At 61.5% G+C, this 16,977-nt stretch carries 12 protein-coding genes and 2 pseudogenes; 1 reads left to right on the top strand and 13 read right to left on the bottom strand.

Annotated elements, in window-relative coordinates:
• Positions 1 to 8: 8 nt before the first annotated feature.
• The 7 genes and pseudogenes from ACFDR6_RS10895 to ACFDR6_RS10865 form a co-directional block, all read right to left on the bottom strand.
• Entirely contained in the window at positions 9 to 920 is a 912-nt protein-coding gene (locus ACFDR6_RS10895; RefSeq protein ID WP_375858248.1) for a DMT family transporter, read from the bottom strand.
• Positions 921 to 1,573: 653 nt separating this feature from the next.
• Positions 1,574 to 1,831: a hypothetical protein gene (locus ACFDR6_RS10890; RefSeq protein ID WP_375858247.1), complete on the bottom strand. Its 258-nt coding sequence runs from the start codon at positions 1,829 to 1,831 to the stop codon at positions 1,574 to 1,576.
• Positions 1,832 to 1,990: 159 nt separating this feature from the next.
• Entirely contained in the window at positions 1,991 to 2,314 is a 324-nt protein-coding gene (locus ACFDR6_RS10885; RefSeq protein ID WP_375858246.1) for a hypothetical protein, read from the bottom strand.
• A gap of 1,076 nt (positions 2,315 to 3,390) precedes the next feature.
• A complete protein-coding gene (locus tag ACFDR6_RS10880; RefSeq protein ID WP_375858245.1) occupies positions 3,391 to 3,648 on the bottom strand; it encodes a hypothetical protein in 258 nt (85 codons plus the stop codon).
• A 10-nt stretch (positions 3,649 to 3,658) separates the two neighbouring features.
• Positions 3,659 to 4,051 (bottom strand): hypothetical protein, encoded by a 393-nt coding sequence (locus tag ACFDR6_RS10875; RefSeq protein ID WP_317239663.1) that lies wholly within the window; start codon positions 4,049 to 4,051, stop codon positions 3,659 to 3,661.
• A gap of 41 nt (positions 4,052 to 4,092) precedes the next feature.
• On the bottom strand, positions 4,093 to 6,552 hold the full coding sequence (locus tag ACFDR6_RS10870; RefSeq protein ID WP_375858560.1) for an arylsulfatase: 2,460 nt from the start codon (positions 6,550 to 6,552) through the stop codon (positions 4,093 to 4,095).
• Between the two features lie 108 nt (positions 6,553 to 6,660).
• A pseudogene (locus tag ACFDR6_RS10865) lies at positions 6,661 to 7,128 on the bottom strand (SUMF1/EgtB/PvdO family nonheme iron enzyme); the annotation flags it as partial.
• 176 nt (positions 7,129 to 7,304) lie between these two features.
• On the opposite strand from ACFDR6_RS10865, the gene ACFDR6_RS10860 reads away from it, so the two are divergent.
• Positions 7,305 to 7,700 (top strand): hypothetical protein, encoded by a 396-nt coding sequence (locus ACFDR6_RS10860; protein ID WP_317239664.1) that lies wholly within the window; start codon positions 7,305 to 7,307, stop codon positions 7,698 to 7,700.
• Positions 7,701 to 7,913: 213 nt separating this feature from the next.
• On the opposite strand, the pseudogene ACFDR6_RS10855 reads toward ACFDR6_RS10860, so the two are convergent.
• From ACFDR6_RS10855 to ACFDR6_RS10830, 6 genes and pseudogenes are all read right to left on the bottom strand, one after another.
• Positions 7,914 to 8,009 (bottom strand): annotated as a pseudogene (locus tag ACFDR6_RS10855) (EamA family transporter); the annotation flags it as partial.
• A 2,108-nt stretch (positions 8,010 to 10,117) separates the two neighbouring features.
• Positions 10,118 to 10,384: a DUF3551 domain-containing protein gene (locus tag ACFDR6_RS10850; protein WP_375847720.1), complete on the bottom strand. Its 267-nt coding sequence runs from the start codon at positions 10,382 to 10,384 to the stop codon at positions 10,118 to 10,120.
• Between the two features lie 200 nt (positions 10,385 to 10,584).
• Positions 10,585 to 11,466: an NAD(P)-dependent oxidoreductase gene (locus ACFDR6_RS10845; protein WP_375858244.1), complete on the bottom strand. Its 882-nt coding sequence runs from the start codon at positions 11,464 to 11,466 to the stop codon at positions 10,585 to 10,587.
• 2 nt (positions 11,467 to 11,468) lie between these two features.
• A protein-coding gene (gene prfB / locus ACFDR6_RS10840) for a peptide chain release factor 2 (RefSeq protein WP_212085679.1) occupies positions 11,469 to 12,600 on the bottom strand; the annotation gives its coding sequence in 2 pieces (ribosomal slippage) (positions 11,469 to 12,530 and positions 12,532 to 12,600; 1,131 coding nt in all).
• 187 nt (positions 12,601 to 12,787) lie between these two features.
• Positions 12,788 to 15,286 carry a penicillin-binding protein 1A gene (locus ACFDR6_RS10835; protein ID WP_375858243.1) on the bottom strand — a complete coding sequence of 833 codons (2,499 nt, stop codon included), beginning with the start codon at positions 15,284 to 15,286 and terminating at the stop codon, positions 12,788 to 12,790.
• Positions 15,287 to 15,596: 310 nt separating this feature from the next.
• The gene (locus ACFDR6_RS10830; protein ID WP_212085696.1) at positions 15,597 to 16,892 is read right to left on the bottom strand and encodes an N-acetylmuramoyl-L-alanine amidase; all 1,296 of its coding nucleotides are present in this window, start codon (positions 16,890 to 16,892) and stop codon (positions 15,597 to 15,599) included.
• Between the last annotated feature and the right edge of the window lie 85 nt (positions 16,893 to 16,977).

Below are 16,977 nucleotides of genomic sequence, written 5' to 3'. Positions count from 1 at the left end.
TCCGAAATCTACCTGCCGCGGCGCAGCAGATTCGGAAGACGCCCGTCGATCACCAGCAGCGCGCTGCCGATGACGATGGCGCCCGCGATCTCGCGCATCGAGATCGGCTCTCCCAGCACCAGCCATCCCAACAGAATGGCGGTGACGGGAATGAGCAGCGTCACCAGCACGACGTTGCTGGCGCCCGAACGCCGCAGGACCTGGAAGAAGACGATGTAAGCGAGCGCGGTCGACAGGGCAGCGAGGCCAAGCACCGCAAGCCAGGTCGCAAGCCCCGGCATCGGCAGACGCCAAGGCTGCTCCACAGCACCGGCGACGACCGCCATCATCACGGTTGACGCCATCAGCTGGAACGTCGCCGTGCCGAGCGGGGCTGCGTCCTTGAGCAATCGCCGCGCTGCCAGTGCGGCCAATCCGTAGCTGAAGGCGCCGCCAAGACAAAGCAGGATGCCGAGCCCCTGCCCGGTCCTTGTCTCGAGGCCCCATCCGCGCAGGATGATCACGCCCGCAAGGCCGAGCGCCACGCCGGCCACGCGGCGCATATGCAAGGTCTCCTCGCCCGACGACGCCATCACCAGAACCGTGAACAGCGGCGTCGTCGCATTCAGGATCGAGGCCAGTCCGCTCGGAATGAACGTCTGGCCGATCACGATCAGCGAGAACGGGATGACATTGTTGAGCAGGCCGATGACAACGAATGGCGTCCAACCCGACATGCTCTTGGGAAAACCGAGCCCCTGCATACGCAGCAGCGGCACGAGAATGGCCGCGCCGAGCGCAACGCGCAGGAACACCAGCGTCAACGGCGGCAGTTCTCGCAACGCGGCGCCGTTGAAGAAGAACGAGCCGCCCCAGAGGATCGAGAGCAGAGCGAGCAGCGACCAGTCGCGCGCGTCGATCCTGTTGTCGCTTGGGGGCATGGGTTCTCACATCGACGGCCGAGCCCGCTGGCCTAGGACCACGCGGCGAACAGTGCCACCCGATTTCCGATGAAACACCGGTTTACAAGACCGATGCCGGCAATGAATGGGGATCGATTGCTTCGCGCAAGACTATAGGGTGCACTAATAAACCCGACCAGCCCGCGCGGTGGCGGCGCCTTGTCGGTTCAGCTTTCAATAGCGGACATGGCCATGTCGCCCCAACCGGTCGGCTAAGGGCCAGAAGCGGACATTAACGCACACTATTCGTCGCGATCATGTAGTCCTGAATCCAAGAGCGTCACACTTAACCTTGTGCTAAATTGCTTGCGCTTAATCTTCGCTAGACCGCGCTCGACGCAATATCGGACAACGGGATCTAGACGCCGCCGCTCGATTCTCATTATTCCCTTTGACGCCCACTCATTTGCGCATCACATCATTAGATTGCCCGGCGGAACTTCTATCGGAATAATCGATATTGGTCCACTACCTCGCATTGTAGATCGATATGTCGGCTTCGGGTCACATGCGGGCGTCTCAGCCATACTCGCTCTTGGTCCGTTTCGCACCCACAAGCCGACGTTAGGACATAGAAACAGAGAGCCGTTAAAGGCCACGACGTGCTTGGAATTCAGCGACCTCTCACATGCTTAACTTGATCGCTCCGAAAGCTCCTGCGCACGCCAGCGCATTTCCTGCTTCATCTGGTTATCGTACGCGGGATCTCTGGACCGGATGTCCTCATCATCACAGAAATTGACCAAGCGTCGCCAACACTCGTTGGCAAATTCATTGATCGAGGCTTCGGGATGGCGGAATCTGATGGCCCGGGCGTAGTCGAGGGAGACTAGTTCGCCCGTCGATGCACGCTTGAGTGCTTCAATCAATTCTGCAAGCGCAGCGTGCACGAAACCACCCTAGTCAGAGTTGGTCCTGAGAATGCCCCCTCCGCATCAGTAGGCACTCGGAGAGATTGTACGGTTCTTGGGAGCGAGTCCGCAATGGGTCAAAAGCTGCCCATGCCACGGCGTCCAGCACAGTTCGCTAAAGGCCAACAGGCGACACCGTTAGTCGGTCTTATACACGGACAACTGAATGTCTATCCCCGCCTCGCCGGCCGCCGCAGCCAGATCGGCTGGGATGATTAAGGACTCAGATAAAGAGGAATGGGGAAAGACCATAGCTACATCCAAGCTTGGCGTTCTAATCGAACCTGCGGAAATCAGCCGTGGAATGATGGTGCGGATTGATTGAATGCGGTCGAGAGCGGCGGCCCATTGACCTGCGCAGTCTGCGATGTCGATCTGAGCATACGCGCCTTGAGACGACTCCTCATACCGGTCCACTTGTAAACCTAACAAGGCGTTTAGATCAGAACGCGAGAGAGCCACGTCTGGTATCCGAATTGCGATGCTTAGCGGCCGAGAGCTTGTCACGCTCCATCTTATTCCGGCTCTCGGATATCCGCTATGGGTCAGAAACGGGGCTCAGTCGGGATTGCCGTGAAGGTCAGGTACGGGGCATGAGGAGAGTTACCGCTCGTACCGAATGCCACGAAGTGTCAGTTCAGGACGCTTTTGCGAATGCCAGTCCTTCTTCGGACAGCCCTATAATGCTTTCGGAATGAGCTGCCCAAACGGAGTCAGGGACTAGATTCGCAATCTCACACTCATACGAAGCACAGCTCAGAAGCCGGCCTTGCGCTTGGCTCTTTTCTATCAGACTAACCCCCAAACGGGGGACAACGCTTTCTAATCTGGTATCTCCGGTCACCCAGACGACACATGCCATGAGAGCATCTTCGTCATTACTAAACTCCGAAATGTCCTCACGCGTGTTTTCTTCGATCCATTTCGCAGCGGCTTCAGCGATTATCATTGGGGTCTCGGGCTCCCGGAATGATCACTCGCAGACAATTTGGCAGATGCTGGCCTAGGTCAGCAATGGGTCAGAAGCGGCCCCCAGCTCGCATCACCGTAGGGTCCGCTACGGGCCACAACCGGACATCTAGCGACCAAGATTGCCTTGGAGCATAGGAACGTCTGCAGGCCTGTGATCGTTGGTCCGCAGCTTGGTAACTATGAGCGTTCGGAAACGCGGTCGCAGGCATCGTGAGATGTTGCAGCAACATTCCTGATGTGGATGTTCGGCGTTCTCGCGGCCGCACATCTGATTAAGAGGCGTTTCCGCGGAACGTAGCATCGATGTCTAGAGAAGCTCTTTCAGATGAACTCAGGAACGTAGAGCGCCAGGTGATCGAAGGAGAGCGGAGACTGGCCGTGTGCGAAGCGCGCATCATTGAGCTCAAACGCAGTAAACAGGACACAACGGCAGCTGAAGCAGAACTTGACGCGATGCGAAAGGATCAGCGGGCTCTTGAACAGGACCGGCAGCGCCTCTTAGGGCATCTCCAGCCCTAGATCGCCGGATATCGGGCCGCAGCGGCGACTGTGAGGTGCTGTTTCTCTCAGCGCCGGCCGACTCGATTGACGGGGCCGCCCCGATTCATCGGCGTTCCAGGCCGAACGCCTACACCAACGGCGCCGACGCCGGGGGTTACCACGGCTCGGGCGACCGGTCGCGGTCGCAGCACGACACCGGGCCGTACAATGCACCCGACGGGGTAGGCAACATACTGGCAGTAAACCACGGCGCTCGCTTGTTCGGTGCTTGCGGCCACGAACCCGGCAATGAGTATGGCTGACATCGCGATCGACTGCTTCATGTTCATATCCTCAGTTGGTTGGGAAAGGTTTCGTCAAGGAACGTTTTTCTTCGCTTCCGAATGACAGGACCACGAGGCACCAGACCGCCAGCGCCGCGTGGGCGAGCACCACCGGCCACAAAGCGACGCCGGACAGTCCTTGGGTAGTCCACGCCAGAACGAGGATCGCGACCACGGCTGCATTGTAGATCAGCATGGAAGCGACCAATCCTTTTGCGGCAGGGCCAGCGGCGTCGTGCCGCGCGAGCCAGCACGCAACGCCGAGCGCGACCATCGCCACACCGGTTACGCGGCTGACTGTGATGCCGGCAGCCACGCCGGGCGCCGCGCCCAACAGCAATTCCACCAGCAGGGACGGTGCCACCGCGAGCGCCAGGCCAGTTGCTGCCTCGGCCGCGCCCATCGTTGAAAGGAGCGGCTTCGGGCTGGGAATTATCGACCCACTCATTTCCGCGCCTTCGATGCGCGCTGTTTGTCCGCGGGTTGTTCGATCGGATCCGGCTCCGGTGGTTGCATCGGTCCCAATTCGGCCTTGGACTGCGCGACGGCCTTGATCTCGGGTTCGAGCTTGAACGTCAGCCTGTTGATCTTGCCTGTGAACTTGAACGGCGGGTCGTAGCGATACTGCAGCATGGCGACACCGCTGCGGGTATCGATACCGACGTCGAAGCTTTCATCCTCAGGGAAGGTGACCGGCATGGAGTGCTCCATGGATTTCCGGGCCACTTCCCTGCCGTCGACGGAGAGAACGCCGGTCCCTCCCTTGCCCAGGCCCGGACCATCCGACTTGAAGTCGAAAACGATGGTGTGCTTGCCCGCGCTTAACTCTGGTCCCTCCCAGCTCGTGCGCTTGAGGTTGAGCAGGTTGTAGAGGAACACTGGCTTGCCCGATCGAATGCCCGCCACACCCTTGCTCAGGAACAACCCATAGCCGCCGAAGCGACCGCCTTCGGTGACGATCATGCCTTCCGCGCCGCCTTGCGGAATCGTGACCTCGGCGGTGATCGTATAGGACTTGTTGAGAATACTCGGCGCCGCACTGGCCGGCACGCCCGACAGCTCGCCCGAATAGGTGAAGACGCTTCGTCCCGCCGTGAGGCTCGGGCGCGGCGTGTTCCAGCGTAGCAGTGTCGTGTTGTCGAGCGGCAGCACGTTGTACTTCTTCGCCTCCGCATCGAACACCGCCTGCAATTCCCTGACCTTGTCCGGCATCTGCGTGGCCAGGTCATTGAACTGAGTCGGATCCTCCTTGACGTTGTAGAGCTCCCATTTGTAGGCGCTGACATCCGGGGGCGGCGTGGTGCTCAGCACCCACGGCTGGGTGACCGGCGTCGTCGCCGCCACCCAACCCTCGTGATAGATGGCGCGATTGCCCAGCATCTCGAAATATTGCGTGGTGCGCCGGCTCGGGGCGTCGGTGTTGGCCTTGTCCAGCGTGTACAGCATGCTCACCCCTTCGATCGGGCTTTGCTTGATGCCGTTGACGAACTCGGGTTGCGGAATGCCGGCCGCTTCGAGAATGGTGGGCACGATGTCGATGACATGGTGGAACTGGTGGCGGATGCCGCCCTTACCGTTGATATGGCCGGGCCAGGAGATTGCCATGCCCTGCTTGGTTCCGCCGAAATGCGACGGCACCTGCTTTACCCATTTGAACGGTGTGCTCATCGCCCATGCCCAGGGCGCCGCAAAATGCGGGAACGTCTTGTCCGAACCCCAGAACGGATACCAGAGGAGCTGGGCCTTCACCGGCACCGGGACGCCATTGAACGTCGTGAACTCGTTCGGCGTGCCGTTGAGCATGCCTTCCGCGCTCGCGCCATTGTCGCCGCTGATGTAGATGATCAGCGTGTTGTCGAGCTGGCCCATGTCCTCGACCGCCTGGATGACGCGGCCGATCTCGTTGTCGGTGTAGGCGAGGTAGGCGCCATAGACATCCGCCTGCTTGATGAAGAGCTTCTTTTCCAGCTCGCCGATGGAATCCCATTCCGGAAGTTCCTTCGGCCAGGGCGTCAGCTTGGCGTAATCGGGCATGATGCCGAGCCGCTTCTGGTTGGCGAAGATGGTTTCGCGCAACCTGTTCCAGCCCTCGTCGAACAGGTGCATGTCGCCGATCTTCTTGATCCACTCCGGCGTCGGATGATGCGGCGCGTGGGTGCCGCCTGGCACGTAATAGACAAAGAACGGTTTTTCCGGCGCGACCTCCTTGAGCGTCTTCATATGCTGGATGGCCTCGTCGGCCATTGCTGTTGTGAGATTCCAGTCAGGATTACCCTGGAAGGGATAGATCGCGGTCGTATTGCGGTACAGGTTGGGTTGCCACTGGCTGGCATCGCCGCCGACGAAGCCGTAAAAATATTCGAAGCCCATTCCGTTGGGCCACTGCTCGAACGGTCCGGCTTGGCTCGACTGGTAGGACGGCGTGTTGTGATTCTTGCCGAACCAGGAGGTACCGTAGCCGTTCGCCTTCAGGATGGTGCCGATGGTGCCCTTGTCGATTGGGATGATCGAATCGTAGCCCGGATAACCCGTTGCGATTTCGCCGACCACCCCGGTGCCGACCGAATGATGGTTGCGACCGGTAATGATGGCTGCGCGTGTGGGCGAGCAAAGCGCGGTGGAATGGAAATTGGTGTAACGCAGACCCTGTGCTGCGATGCGGTCGAGCGCAGGAGTGGGGATCACTCCACCAAACGTGCCGGGCGCACCGAAGCCGGCATCATCGGTCATGATGAGCAGCACGTTGGGCGCGCCTTTCGGCGGCACCACGCGCGGCGCCCACCAGGGTTTTGATTCCGAAGCTCTCGCCCTGATTTCCCCGCCGAACGCGGGGGGCGGTGGCGGAATCTGTTTTCCGTCGATGGTGGTGGTGGCACCGGGCGTGCCCGGCTCCCCCGTCGTCATCACTTGAGCATTCGTGGGTCCCGAAAGCACGGTGAGAAGGAGTACAACGAGGCCGCTGGTTTGCAGGACATCGCGACGGGTGCGCATGACGAAGTTCCCCTTTGTCGGCTAGTTGGCGGCCTCCGGGATCTTGCTTCTGCGTCTGACGCAGCGGAATCCGACGTGACTTGTGGATGTATCGATCGCTTCCGCATGGCGCGCGGCCGGCCGATAACGGCGGCAATAGTTCGGCGCGCAGAGATGCGAGCCGCCCTTCAAGGGTTTGCCCGGAATCCGCATATTGGGTTGATCTGGATCAAGGCTTTTGACTTCCGGTCCGCCGCGCGGGTCTTCCGGGATGCAGCATGCCTTCGTCGCGAGCGCATCCGAATAGGCGACATGTACGACAGGATGACTGTCGTGCACATTGATACTACTCTTTGGGCCATAAGGGTGCCGCCAGTCGGCACCCTTCATGAATTGCCACCATCTGCTCCAGTCGCGGACATCGACGGCCCGCGCGGGCGCTTCCTCGAGGTAATGCTGATCAGAACCCATGCGGAATATGCCGTCGGTCGCCCCGGTTTCCGCTTCGGGTCAGAAGTCGACTTTAGCGCGTTCCTGCCCACGTCAGCTTTGGGTCAAAAGCGGCCCACGAACGAATGGGGTTCGTAGGTCCTCAACGGGCCAGAAGCCGAAGTCCGCGAACCCAGCGTTCCTTTGGATGTTTGCCAAGATCGATCCCGTGAAATGCGTTCGCAGTTCGACACGAAATGCGCGCTGGAGATGCGTTGCAACCGCGCTGCAGTTTTAGTCGCCGCGATGCCGGCGTGATCCAGCGCACACTTGATACCGCGCTGATCCGAACCCCTCCGCTTTGCGTAGCCACCAACGGATGTCTGAAACTCAAACTCCAAAAGGACAAAACCATGATTACCAAAACGCTGTTCGCCGGGCTTCTTACAGTCGGTTTCCTCTCCGCAGCTTTCGCGGTCGACGCACAAGCAGAGCCACGTCATTCCCAGCACGTGAAAAACGTGGGAACGACCCAGGGTGGTGCCCGGGCGGGCTCTATGGATAGCTGGCCGCAGACGATGGACGAACTGACCAACGCCTATAACTGTGGTCCGTATGCGGACAAAGAGTCGGCCAAGAAGTGCAAGAAGTAACGCTCTTTAACCGTTACAGCGCTGCAGAAGGGGTCAGTTAAACGCTGGCCCTTTCTCTTTGGGCAATAGCTACGTGGTTACCACAACTTGTCAGTGATGGGCGACGCTCCTCTTGCGGCCGCGCGCACGAACAGAATCCGGCGGGCAGCTCGCCGTGGCCGCGCCTAGCGCGAAGCGCAGAAACACCAACGTCAGCGGCGGCAATTCCCGCTACGCGGCACCATTGAAGAAGAATGAGCCGGCCTAGAGGATCGAGAGCACTGCGAGCAGCGACCAGTCGCGCGCGTCGATCCTATTGATTGGGGGCATGTGTTCTCACATCGGCGGGCGAGCCCGCTGAGCTGAGGCAAAAGACCTACGTCCGGATCATCACGCGATAGACTTGCGCGACGCCCATCGCTTATCTGCAACCATCGATAGGCAACGGGCGTGACGAGACTTCGCACTTGCAGCATTGAATGTATTTGAGCTGACGCAATTGGACGAATATCGTCGCTGTCCCTTGAGTAAAAGGTGGGGCAAGAAATGAGTGGTTTCCAAGCCAAATTGGAGCGTTTCGAGAACCTCGCTGCGGAGTGCGAGCTGATCGCTAGTCGATCGAAAGGAAGCGATCGCGAGCTATACCAGCGAGCATGCCAGCATTATCGCGAGTTGGCCAATGATGTGCGTGCCTTAATCGCATCGTTCGATCTTGCGGCTTAGGCCTATTGCATCGCCATTGATCAAGATTGGTCGCCCTGGGCGCCAAGCCGATTTGCGCTGCGACTCACTGTAACCGTCCTATGAAGGCTGCGGGTGAACGGTCGCAAAGCGGAATTTCTCCCTCTTTCCTCCCCTTCGCTTTTTAGCAATTGGGAGGAGGAGGTGGCTTACTGTTGTCCTTTCGCCCACTTCGCGGCTTCCACTGCGCGCTGGTTTGAGGTGCACCCCAACGAACCTGGAACAACGATGAGACAGACCTTCTCATTCTTTGGGCGCGGCCGGGATGTAACAGTCACGCCGCCATTGTTCGTTGCCTTGTCTGTCGTAGCCTGGCCAGGGCGGTTGACGGACGGCGGCGGTGATGCATTTGTGCTGTAAGTGCCGCCCGCGTTCGACCGGTGATCACGAACTCCAGCGTCCGCCGGAATCGAGACCGTCAGGAGCGTTGCCGCCAGGACCGAACCAGCAAGTAGTTTGACCTTTGCACTCATAAGTGCCTCCTTCTTGGGATGTGTACACTGCTGTGAAGTACGGTGTGCCTGCCCATTAGAACCGCCGGGATACGAAGCGCGTAAGCTGGAAGACGGTGTGAGCCCAGGGCTCGTCAAGTCCACTCGGGGCAGAGCGGAATTGTCCTGCTTTTCAACTCTTCACCGTTCACCTGATGGGGTCTCCCCTTACAACCTTCGCGGCTGTCACCGCGACCTTGTTTGAAGTGCACCCATATGAGCCTGTACCCATGATGCACACCTTTACTTCCTTCTTCGGGCGCGGCCTGGATGTAACAGTCACGCCACCATTGTTCGTTGCGTTGTCTGTCGTGGCCTGGCCAGGGCGGTTGACGGACGGCGGCGGTGATGCATTTGTGCTGTAAGTGCCGCCCGCGTTCGACCGGTGATCACGAACTTCAGCGTCCGCCGGAATCGAGACCGTCAGGAGCATTGCCGCCAGGACCGAACCAGCAAGTAGTTTGACCTTTGCACTCATAAGTGCCTCCTTCATAGGATGTGTCCCTTTTGCGGTGGATCGCTAACCACCGTCACACCAAGATAGATCGAAGGCGCAGGATCTTATGTGCAACAGGTCACGCAGCCTGTGACCGTCTGGCTTTGCAGGCCACTGCGGCCGAAAGGCGTAGCCAAGTCGGAGCCCTGCACGACAACATCGCCCAGATGAATCCCTATGCGAAATCTGAGAGCGATATCGTCACGGAGATCGGCCGCACGGTCTTCGATTTCGCTGCATTACGATGCAGCACTCACCGGCCTCCAAGGCGCTCGCGAACTCTGCCAAGACGCTGTTTCCGGCCGTGTTGGCTATTCGTCCGCCGTACTCGGTTATGAGCTGATCGAAAATGGCACGAGCATCAGAGAGTGCCTGGACAGCGCCGCTTTCATCCACGCTCATTAGACGCGAGTAACCGCCACGTCTGCGGCAACGATTGCTGCGAGCTACCTGCTGATAGAACGTTGACTTTTTGCCACCGCTCCCTCCTTGGCCCGCCTTAAGAGACGGAAGGCTCGAAACGAAAGTTATTTCTTCAGGACCGCTTCGGGTCACAAGCAGTCCTCCACGCGCAATACTTGCGAGGTCTGCTAAGGGCCGACAGGCGACATGCCTCCGTCCGAGGGACGTAGAGAAACGCGTTCCAGTCAGATCATCGGCGCCCCATCACTCTACGTCCAATGACCGAGCGAAGCCTTACGCTGAACGCCTCACGATTTCGGGGGGCATCGGCGTCCACGGGAATCACACGCTGGCGGGCGCGGCGCCTGCTGCTGGAATCTCACGAGCGGATTGAGATCGCAATAGCTGGTCCACCGCCCGGATGCCGACGCCAGGCACTGCTCTCTCGTCTCGTACATGCACTCGCCGGGAGGGCCAGCATGGCCACCGAAGACGCACCAGGGATAGTCGCGGCCGGCCTGTGCTGCTGAAGAAAGTCCCATCAGCAGAAACCCAATGAGCAAAGCGAGGCGCATTCGACCCTCCATCATGTCAAGCGGACGGATTATAGAACATGCTGGAAGCGAGAGGAGCCTCAAAAGTAAATCCTGGGGCCGCAGCCATCACCGAGGATATATTGCAGTGCAGCCCGTCGCTTTGGACGTCGACTCCTTGGGCTGATGAACTCCGGGATACGATGCCGCCAGAGCCGACTTCGCTCTTATGAGCACCCGCCCTAGGACGGCTTCTTCGGCCGCGAGACCAGCTCGATCATCCTGCCTTCATCATCGTCCGGCATCGCAGCCTTCGCCTGCGCGTAAGACTCGACCGCGGCGCGCGAGACCAGCGGCTTGTCCGCCAGCAGGCTCTCCGCGAGCCTCACCGCATAGGCGGCATCTTTGTGCCGCAGCGCCGATGTGAAGGTCGCGCCGCTGAAGTCGCGGGCAACCATGCGCTTGGAATGGCGCGCGACCTGCGGGCTTGCGGCAACGCCCGCCTGGATCGATTCCAGCACCAGGTTCATGTCGAGCCCGGCCTGCTCGGCGATCGCAAGGCCCTCGGCAAGCCCAGCGATCTGGATCGCGCCCATCAGGTTGTTGATGAGCTTGTAGACCGTGCCGGAGCCGACCGCGCCGAAATGGCGGATGGTCGAGCCGATCGGTTCGAGATAAGGCCGCGCGCGTTCGAGATCGGCCGGATCGGCGCCGACCAGCAGCGTCAGCTTTCCGCTGGCGGCCGCGTCGGGCAGCCCCGTCACCGGGCAGTCGATGTAGATCAGCCCGCGCGCGTTCAGCTCGCGGCCCATCTCGCGGGCGTGGTCATAAGAGACAGTCGAGCATTCTACCGCGATGGTGCCTGATTTCGCGGTCTTGGCTGCGCCGTTCGGCCCGAGCCAGACCGCGCGGGAGGCTTCGTCATCGGCCACCATGGTCACGACGGCGTCGGCGTCGATCGCAGCGTCCTCAGGCGAGGTCGCCCAGTGCGCGCCGCGCGCGATCAGGTCAGCAGCCTTGGCCTTGCTGCGATTCCACAGCGTCACGGTGAAGCCGGCGTCGAGATAGCGGCCGGCCATACCGTGGCCCATCCGCCCAAGCCCGATGAAGGCGACCCGGGGCATGATCAGTCCACGTCCTCGATATCCGCGCCCGTGGTCCCGAAGGCCCGTTGTGCCAAGGTCGCGGCCATGAAGTCGTCGAGCTCACCATTGAGAACGCCCGACGTGTCGGAGGTCTGCACGCCCGTGCGCAGGTCTTTCACCATCTGGTAGGGCTGGAGCACATAGGAGCGGATCTGGTGGCCCCAGCCGATATCGGTCTTGGCGGCCTGGTCGGCGGCAGCCTTCTCCTCGCGCTTCTTCAGCTCGATCTCGTAGAGGCGCGCGCGCAGCATGTCCCAGGCCTGCGCCCGGTTCTTGTGCTGGGAGCGGCCGGCCTGGCAGACCACCGCGACGCCGGTCGGAATATGCGTCAGGCGCACCGCGGATTCGGTCTTGTTGACGTGCTGGCCGCCGGCACCGCCCGAACGCATGGTGTCGACGCGGACGTCGGATTCCTTGATGTCGATCTTGATGCTGTCGTCGATGACGGGAAACACCTGCACGCTCGAGAACGAGGTGTGCCGACGCGCGTTGGAATCGAACGGCGAGATGCGCACCAGGCGGTGCACGCCAGCTTCGGTCTTCAGCCAGCCATAGGCGTTGTGGCCGGAGACCTGGATCGTCGCGGACTTGATGCCCGCCTCTTCGCCCTCGGACTCTTCCAGGAATTCGACCTTGAAGCCATGGGTTTCAGCCCAGCGCGTGTACATGCGCAGCAGCATCTGCGCCCAGTCCTGGCTCTCTGTGCCGCCGGCACCGGCATGGACTTCGAGATAGGAATCGAAACGATCGGCCTCGCCCGACAGCAGCGCCTCGAGCTCGCGCCGCGCGACTTCCTTCTTCAGGTTCTTCAGCGCGGCTTCGGCTTCAGCGACGACGCCGGCATCGCCCTCGGCCTCGCCGAGCTCGATCATGCCGATATCGTCTTCGAGTTCCTGCTCGACCTTGCCGATGCCGCCAAGCGAGTCCTCAAGCGAGGTGCGCTCCTGCATCAGCTTCTGGGCCTTCTGGGGATCGTTCCAGAGGTTGGGATCTTCTGCGAGCTTGTTCAGCTCAGCGAGGCGCGCCGTCGATTTCTCGACGTCAAAGATGCCTCCTCAGCAGCCCGACTGACTGCTTGATCTCTTCTACCAACCGTTCGATTTCGGCGCGCATGTCGTTCTCTGATCTCGCGGAATCCCGCGTGCAAGCACATGGTCCGGGAAAGTGTGCAGCGGCTTCCCGAAATGATCATGCGCAAACAAGAAATAAAGCGCGATGACTGATCGCGCAGATGGGGATGTAGCGGCGGCGGCCGCAAAGCGCAACCGCCCGGAACCGCAATCGTCCGTGTTGTCCGGCCTCAGTAGAGGCCACCGGTGCCGGGCCGCATGAAGAAGCCGGAATCCGGTTGCTGCTGCGAGGCCGGCATGCGTCCGTCGGCGTCGGCAACGCCGATGACGGAGTAATTGTCGGGCGGCGCCGTGCCCGGCTTGAAGGCCTCGAGGATGGTTCCGCCGGTTTCGCCCGGGCCTGCACGCATGCCGGTCTTTGCGGCGACGCGCACGAGCTTGATGCCGGCCGGCACCTTGAACGGGACGGCGGGCTTGTCGGCAAGCGCGAGCTGGAGGAAGTCGCGCGCGATAGGGGCTGCCAGATGGCCGCCGGTTGCGGCGTTACCTTTGCCGAGCGGACGCGGCTTATCGTAGCCCATATAGATGGCGACGGCGATGTCGGGCGAGAAGCCGACGAACCAGGCGTCCTTGGCCTCGTTGGTGGTCCCGGTCTTGCCGGCGACGGGTTTGCCGACCGCCTTGATAACCGTGGCCGTACCGGACTGCACCACGCCTTCCATCAGCTCGGTGATCTGATAGGCGGTCATGGAGTCGAGCACCTGTTCGCGGCGGTCGATCAGCTGTGGCTCGGGCTGGTTCTTCCAGCCGCCCGGCGCGTCACAGCCGCGGCATTCGCGCTGGTCGTGCTTGAAGATGGTGTGGCCGTAGCGGTCCTGAATACGGTCGATCAGCGTCGGCTTCACCCGGCGGCCGCCATTGGCGAGCATCGAGTACGCCGTGACCATGCGCATCGCCGTCGTCTCGCCGGCGCCCAGCGCGTAGGAGAGATAGTTCGGCAGTTCGTCATACACACCGAAACGGCGGGCATATTCGCCGATCAGCGGCATGCCGATGTCCTGCGCGAGGCGCACCGTTACGGTGTTCAGCGACTGCCGCAGTGCGTTGCGCAGTGTCACCGGCCCCTGGAACTTGCCCGACGAGAAGTTTTCAGGCCGCCATACGCCTGCGCCCTGCCCCTGGTCGATTTCGATGGGAGCATCGAGCACGACCGTCGAAGGGGTATAGCCGTTGTCGAGCGCAGCCGAATAGACGATCGGCTTGAACGACGAACCGGGCTGCCGGTAGGCTTGCGTGGCGCGATTGAACTGGCTCTGGTCGAACGAGAAGCCGCCGACCATGGCGAGCACGCGCCCGGTCCAGGGATCCATCGCCACCATGGCGCCAGACACTTCGGGGATCTGGCGCAGCCGGTACTGGCCCTCGACCGGCTGGCCGTCCTTGTAGAGCGGATCGGCATAGATCACGTCACCGGGCTGCAGCACCTGCGACACCGCCGTCGGCGTCTTGCCTTTGGTTCCGCCCTGCACGGCCCGCGCCCAGCGCACGCCGTCAACAGTGACGATGCCGGTCTCGCGCTGCTTGCTCACGGCGCCGCCAAGCTCGCGGCTCGGCTGGAAGCCGATGCGGGCCGACTGGTCGCTGGTCTCCAGCACGACCGCCATGCGCCAGGGCGAAATGTCGGAGAGCGATTTGATCTCGGCGAGCTTCACGCCCCAATCGCCCGAAACATCGAGCTTGCTCATGGCGCCGCGATAGCCCTGCTGCTCGTCATAGTTCACGAGGCCGGTGACCATGGCCTTGCGCGCCATGACCTGGATCTTCGGATCGAGGGTGGTGCGGACGGAGAGACCGCCCTCGTACAGCTTCTTCTCACCATAGCGTTCGAAGATGTCGCGGCGGACTTCCTCGGCGAAATACTCGCCGGCGAAGGTGTGGGCGCCATTGGAGCGGCTGGTGACGGCGAGCGGCTCCTTGCGCGCCTTATCGGCGTCGGCCTGCTTGACCCAGCCGTTCTCCACGAGACGGTCGATGACGTAATTGCGGCGCTCGACGGCGCGGTCGCGGTTGCGGACCGGATGCAGCGTCGCCGGCATCTTCGGCAGCGCGGCCAGATAGGACGCCTCCGCCACGGTGAGCTCGTTCACTGACTTGTCGAAATAGACCAGCGAGGCGGCCGCGATGCCGTAGGCGCCGAGGCCGAGATAGATCTCGTTCAGATACAGCTCGAGAATCTTGTCCTTCGAGTAGGTCTTCTCGATCCGCATCGCCAGCAAGGCTTCCTTGATCTTGCGGGCGAAGGAGACCTCGTTGGTCAAAAGGAAGTTCTTGGCGACCTGCTGGGTGATGGTGGAGGCGCCCTGCGGGCGCCGATTCGAGCCATAGTTCTGGATATAGACGAGACCCGCGCGGGCCATGCCGGTGTAGTCGATGCCGCCATGCTCGTAGAAATTCTTGTCCTCGGCCGCGAGAAACGCGTTGATCACGAGCTTGGGCACGGCCTGGATCGGCAGATAGAGCCGCCGCTCCTTGGCGTATTCGCCGACCAGCGAGCCATCGACCGCATGCACGCGCGTCATCACCGGCGGCTCGTAATCCTGAAGCTGAGAGTAGTCGGGCAAGTCCTTGGAGAAATGCCAGATCAGGCCTGCCGCGGCCCCTACACCGACAAGGAACACCACCGTTCCCGCGGCGAACAGGAAGCCCATGAACCGCACCAGCAAGCGCATTATCTGTTTATCCGTTCAAACTCTGGATCAGCCCAGTATCAGCCCAGTATCGGTCCCTTGGCACCCAAACAGGCGCCAACTTCACGTCGCGAATTCACCGGCTCACGCAATACATCAGTGCCGGACTTAAGACGCTTGCCGAACGGGATTCTCGCCGATTCCGGAACCCCCTGCGGCATTTTTATAAAGCGCCCGCTGTGGCCAAACTAGGGCTTTTCCGGCGGGACGAAAAATCCCTTTCAGATTGACAACCTTCAGGGGCGCCCAATTGGGCGATCCCGAGGTCGTCAATTCGACGATCCCCGGGTCGTCAATTCGACGATCCCGCGGTGGCCATCCGTTTGGTCAAAAACCCGTCGATTGCCTGCGCCATCGAGCCGACGGCCTTGGACCGCCAGCCCTCCGAGACCAGATGCTCGAGGTCGGCCTTGTTGGAGACATAGCCGATCTCGACCAGCACCGAGGGCACATCGGGCGCCTTCAGGACCCGGAAGCCGGCCGACTTCAGGGGATGCTTGTGCATCCGCACCGTGGTCTTCATTTCACCCATCAAAAGGCGGGCGAAACGATTTGAAAAGGTGCGGGTTTCTCGCTGCGTAAGGTCGATCAGGATGTCGGCCACGTCGGTCGGCTCCTCCGTCAGATTGAAACCGGCGATCGCATCTGCCCGGTTTTCCGCATCCGCCAGCCGCTGGGCCTCGGCGTCGGACGCCTTGTCGGACAACGTATAGATGGTCGCGCCCTGCGCATCGCCCTCGGCACGAGGCAGCGCATCGGCATGAATCGAGACGAACAAGGCGGCCTTGAGATTGCGGGCGATCTTGGTCCGGTCATTGAGGGGAACGAAGGTGTCGTCGTCCCGCGTCATGACCACGCGGTATTTGCCGGCCTTCTCCAGCCTGTCGCGCAGCGCCAGCCCAAAGGCCAGCACCAGGTTCTTTTCGCTCTCGCCGCTCGACTGCGTCCCGTTGTCGATGCCGCCATGGCCGGGATCGATCACGACCACCGGACGGCCATCGGCCTTCTGCGGCGCCGTTTCCGGGGCCGTCGTCGCCGGAGCCGTCGCAGGCTTCGCCTCGGCGATGGTGGGCCGGAGCTCGGGACGATTTTCGGGCGCGAGCGACTGCACGAAGGTGGCGCGGTCGACCTCCTCCAGTTCCAGCACGAGCCGGGCGGGCTGGCCGTTGGCCGCCTCCACCGCGTAGGAATTGGCGATCCTGGCCGGTCCCGTCAGGTCGAACACAATCCGCGAGCCGCCGGGCATGACCAGCCCGTAGCGGAAAGCCTTGACCAGTCCACGCCCTCCGGCTCCGGTGCCCGCCGGCAGCTGAAAATTGACCTGCGGCACGTCAATGACCACCCGGTAGGGGTCGGCCAGCGTGACGGCGCGGAAGGTGATGGCCCGGTCCACGTCGAGAATGAAGCGGGTCTGCTTGCCGTCGCCGGCCAGTCGGGCAGCCGAGGCAATCGGGAAATTCGCTACCGCAACAGCGGGTTGCGGCTGGCTCTCCGCTGCGCTCAGGCGCGAAGAATCAGCATATGGCAATGCCGCTGCGCACAGCAGCGCGCATCCCAGCAGAACCCGTTGAATTGTGCGGCTCGCCACCGATTCCGTGCCTCCGAGCAGCCCTTTTAACGCAATAGAACCACAGGGTTAATCGATCCTTAATGACAGAAACGCGAAACTCGCT

The organism is Bradyrhizobium tunisiense (assembly GCF_042263385.1).
Lineage (GTDB): Bacteria > Pseudomonadota > Alphaproteobacteria > Rhizobiales > Xanthobacteraceae > Bradyrhizobium > Bradyrhizobium tunisiense.
Note: the sequence above shows the minus strand (reverse complement) of the source record. Positions and strands in the feature narration are given on the sequence as shown.

What these genes read in the sequence shown, in the direction of transcription:
- ACFDR6_RS10895 (WP_375858248.1), bottom strand. Translation starts at nt 920, where the DNA reads ATGCCCCCAAGCGACAACAGGATCGACGCGCGCGACTGGTCGCTGCTC.
- ACFDR6_RS10880 (WP_375858245.1), bottom strand. Translation starts at nt 3,648, where the DNA reads ATGAAGCAGTCGATCGCGATGTCAGCCATACTCATTGCCGGGTTCGTG.
- ACFDR6_RS10860 (WP_317239664.1), top strand. Translation starts at nt 7,305, where the DNA reads ATGCGCGCTGGAGATGCGTTGCAACCGCGCTGCAGTTTTAGTCGCCGC.
- ACFDR6_RS10850 (WP_375847720.1), bottom strand. Translation starts at nt 10,384, where the DNA reads ATGCGCCTCGCTTTGCTCATTGGGTTTCTGCTGATGGGACTTTCTTCA.
- ACFDR6_RS10845 (WP_375858244.1), bottom strand. Translation starts at nt 11,466, where the DNA reads ATGCCCCGGGTCGCCTTCATCGGGCTTGGGCGGATGGGCCACGGTATG.
- ACFDR6_RS10875 (WP_317239663.1), bottom strand. Translation starts at nt 4,051, where the DNA reads ATGGGCGCGGCCGAGGCAGCAACTGGCCTGGCGCTCGCGGTGGCACCG.
- ACFDR6_RS10835 (WP_375858243.1), bottom strand. Translation starts at nt 15,286, where the DNA reads ATGCGCTTGCTGGTGCGGTTCATGGGCTTCCTGTTCGCCGCGGGAACG.
- ACFDR6_RS10870 (WP_375858560.1), bottom strand. Translation starts at nt 6,552, where the DNA reads ATGACGACGGGGGAGCCGGGCACGCCCGGTGCCACCACCACCATCGAC.